The following is a 2,703-nucleotide window of genomic DNA, read 5'->3' on the forward strand; positions in this document are numbered from 1 at the left end:
CGGGGCCCGGGTGCATCTGGAGGACGGGTCGTGGGTGCTGGTCCGCGCCTCGTCCAACAAGCCGGAGCTGGTCGTGGTGGTCGAGAGCATGCGCTCGGAAGACGACATGCGCGCCCTGTTCCGCGAAGAGGTGAAGCCGCGCCTGGCCCGCCATCCCGAGGTCGGGGCCTACAACCAGGAAATCTAGGCCGGCAGCCGCAACTCGAAGGTCGTGCCGGTCGGGCCGGTCTCGACCAGGCGCAGGTCGCCGCCGTGGTTGGCCGCCAGCTCGCGGGAGATGGTCAGGCCCAACCCTGTGCCGTCCGATCCGCTGCCGCTGACGAAGGGTTCGAACAGGCGCTCCGAAAGGCGCGGCGGGATGCCTGGGCCGTCGTCGATGATGCGGATGACGCTCCAGCCGGGCTGTTCCGACGCCGAGACGGTGACGCAACCGAGTGCGCCGCGCCGGCCCGGCTTGCGGGTCGGATCGGCCTCGATGGCCTGGCGGGCGTTGCGCATCAGATTGACCAGGATGCGGTGCAGCTGGTCGCCGTCAGCTCGGATCGAGAAGCGCGCGGGGATGGCCTTGGCCAGACGCACCCCGGTCGGCTCCAGCCCGGCATCCTCGGCGGCGGCGGCGACAGCGGGGGCAAGCGCCAGCCGGTCGATCACGGGGGCCGGTTCCTCGGACTTGCCGTAATCCAGCACGTTGCGGGCGAGCGCGGCGGCACGGCCCAGAGCCCGCTCAAGTCGGGGCAGGGCCTTGGCGACTTGGGGGTCCGGCGAGGCGGCGAGGCGCTCGGACGCCATCTGGGCCGAGGTCAACATGTTCCTCAGGTCATGGTTGATCTTGGCCACAGCCTCGCCGAGCGCGACGAGGCGGGCGCGCGATTTCAACGATTGCCGCACCTCCTCCTGCATGCGGGCGAGTTCGCGCTCGACCCGGCCGATCTCGTCCTGGCGATCCGAGGGCTCGGGCGCGGGCTGGAGCGGATCGGCGGCGAAGCCCTCGATGGAGCGGGTCACGCGCCGCAGCGGGCGCAGGACAAGGAAGGCGAGCCCGGCATAGAGCAGCCCACCCGCCGCCGTCGAGATGATGAGGGAGATAAGCAGGCTGTTCAGCAGAAACGCTTGTAGCTCCTGCTTGAGCGGCTCGGCGGGGGCCACCACGTCAATGAAGTCCCCAGAGCGATATCGCGGCGCAGCGCGGACGCGGATCGACCGGTCCTCATGCCCCATCAGGGTCTCCATCGGCTCCCACAGACGTGTGCCGGTGTTCCGGCGTCTGAGGTCTATGAAGTCAGGGGTGCGAGGCAGGTCGGGCGCGCGCAGCAGCTGGCTCATGACGCCCTGGTCGGAGATGGCCACGGCCGACACGCCCCCTATGCGCAGCAACTGGTCGGCGGTCTCGGGGTCCACGGCATTATAGGGCAGGGCCTCCACGCCGACCGAGGCCAGCTCGGCGGCCTGAAGCCGGTCCTGAAGCCAGGTCTCGTGGAAGTTGGCGGCGTTGGGCAGAAGGATCAGCGCCTCCACCGCCAGGGTGAACAGCACGGTCAGGATGAGCAGACGCGACTGCAGCCCGTCGGGCGCGGCCGGTCGCCAGCGGCGGGCGCGCTCAAACAGATCGTCCAGCCGCGCGCGGGGGCTCATGGCGCGGCCGCTCCCGGCAGGCGGCGCTGGATGGCCTTCAGCGCCAGCGGAAGCACGACGGCCAGGACGAAGACGCCCAGCATGGGTGCCCAGAATTGGCCGAACAGGGCCTGGATGTCCGGATCGGGGTCGCTGACCAGCAGAGTGTTCAGACGTGCCCCGATCCAGCAGTAGATGATGTGGGCGGGCAGCAGGCCGATCACTGTTGCGATCGTGTACGGCGCGAGACGCACCGTCATCAGTCCGGCTGCGACATTGATCATGTGGAACGGCACCACCACCGCCAGCCGCGAGGCCAGCACATACCAGAAGGTGTCCTTGTCGATGGTGGCGCAGACCTTGGCGAACATTCCCTGATCCCGCTCGGCCCGGCGTCGCAAGTCCTCGCCCAGGGCTGTGCGGGCCACGCCGTAGACGATCAGGGCGCCAAGCGTGGCGGCGATGGCGGTCGACACGCCGCCGACCCAGGGGCCGAACAAATAGCCCGCGGTGATGGTCAGGAAGAAGACGCCGGGCACGACGCTCGCGGTCAGGACGGCGAACAGGGCCATGAGCGCGAGCAGGGCGAGGATATAGTTCTCGGCTGTGAAGACCCGCAGCGCCGTCCCGTGGACCTTCAGCGTTTCCAGTGACAGGTAGCGGTGCCAGCCCATGGAGAAGATGAGGACGATCACGGCCGCGAGGGCAAGGAGAGGGAGAAACCGCGAGAGGCGCTTCATGGATGTCTCAACGCCCGCAACTCCCGGATCGGCGGCCTTACCGGCGTTGACAGCCGCGGCCCCCGCCCTTATACGCCCGCCCTTCCCGCGACGGACGCCTTGTCCGGCCGCGCCACCCTATTCGAACACAGGAGCCGACCGTGAAGCGGACCTATCAGCCGTCGCGACTCGTGCGCAAGCGCCGTCACGGCTTCCGTTCGCGGATGGCCACCAAGAACGGCGCCAAGATCGTCGCCCGCCGCCGCGCCAAGGGCCGCAAGCGCCTGACGGCCTAAGGCCTCTCCTCCACCGCGTAGCGGGGGAGGGGGACCGCGAAGCGGTGGAGGGGGCGACCCCAGACACGGTGCTCGCG

Annotated in this window: 3 protein-coding genes and 1 pseudogene; 2 read left to right on the plus strand and 2 right to left on the minus strand. The window is 69.5% G+C overall.

The features are described from left to right. Positions 1 to 187: pseudogene (locus tag IP78_RS12990) on the plus strand (phosphomannomutase/phosphoglucomutase); the annotation flags it as partial. On the opposite strand, the gene IP78_RS12995 reads toward IP78_RS12990, so the two are convergent. Together IP78_RS12995 and IP78_RS13000 are read right to left on the minus strand one after the other, a co-directional pair. Next, positions 184 to 1,632: a sensor histidine kinase gene (locus tag IP78_RS12995; protein ID WP_054112102.1), complete on the minus strand. Its 1,449-nt coding sequence runs from the start codon at positions 1,630 to 1,632 to the stop codon at positions 184 to 186. The pseudogene IP78_RS12990 and the gene IP78_RS12995 sit on opposite strands and share 4 nt — an antisense overlap. After that, positions 1,629 to 2,351: a TVP38/TMEM64 family protein gene (locus tag IP78_RS13000; RefSeq protein WP_054112103.1), complete on the minus strand. Its 723-nt coding sequence runs from the start codon at positions 2,349 to 2,351 to the stop codon at positions 1,629 to 1,631. The genes IP78_RS12995 and IP78_RS13000 overlap by 4 nt, the downstream gene beginning before the upstream one ends. Positions 2,352 to 2,491: 140 nt before the next feature. Here IP78_RS13000 and rpmH point away from each other — a divergent pair, with 140 nt between their 5' ends. Further along, a complete protein-coding gene (rpmH, locus tag IP78_RS13005) occupies positions 2,492 to 2,626 on the plus strand; it encodes a 50S ribosomal protein L34 (protein WP_029414875.1) in 135 nt (44 codons plus the stop codon). The last annotated feature ends 77 nt before the right edge of the window (positions 2,627 to 2,703 follow it).

Source organism: Brevundimonas sp. AAP58, assembly GCF_001295975.1.
GTDB lineage: Bacteria > Pseudomonadota > Alphaproteobacteria > Caulobacterales > Caulobacteraceae > Brevundimonas.

Bases quoted from the DNA above. Each gene is read 5' to 3' on its own strand.
- IP78_RS13000 (WP_054112103.1), bottom strand. From the start codon at position 2,351: ATGAAGCGCCTCTCGCGGTTTCTCCCTCTCCTTGCCCTCGCGGCCGTG.
- IP78_RS12995 (WP_054112102.1), bottom strand. From the start codon at position 1,632: ATGAGCCCCCGCGCGCGGCTGGACGATCTGTTTGAGCGCGCCCGCCGC.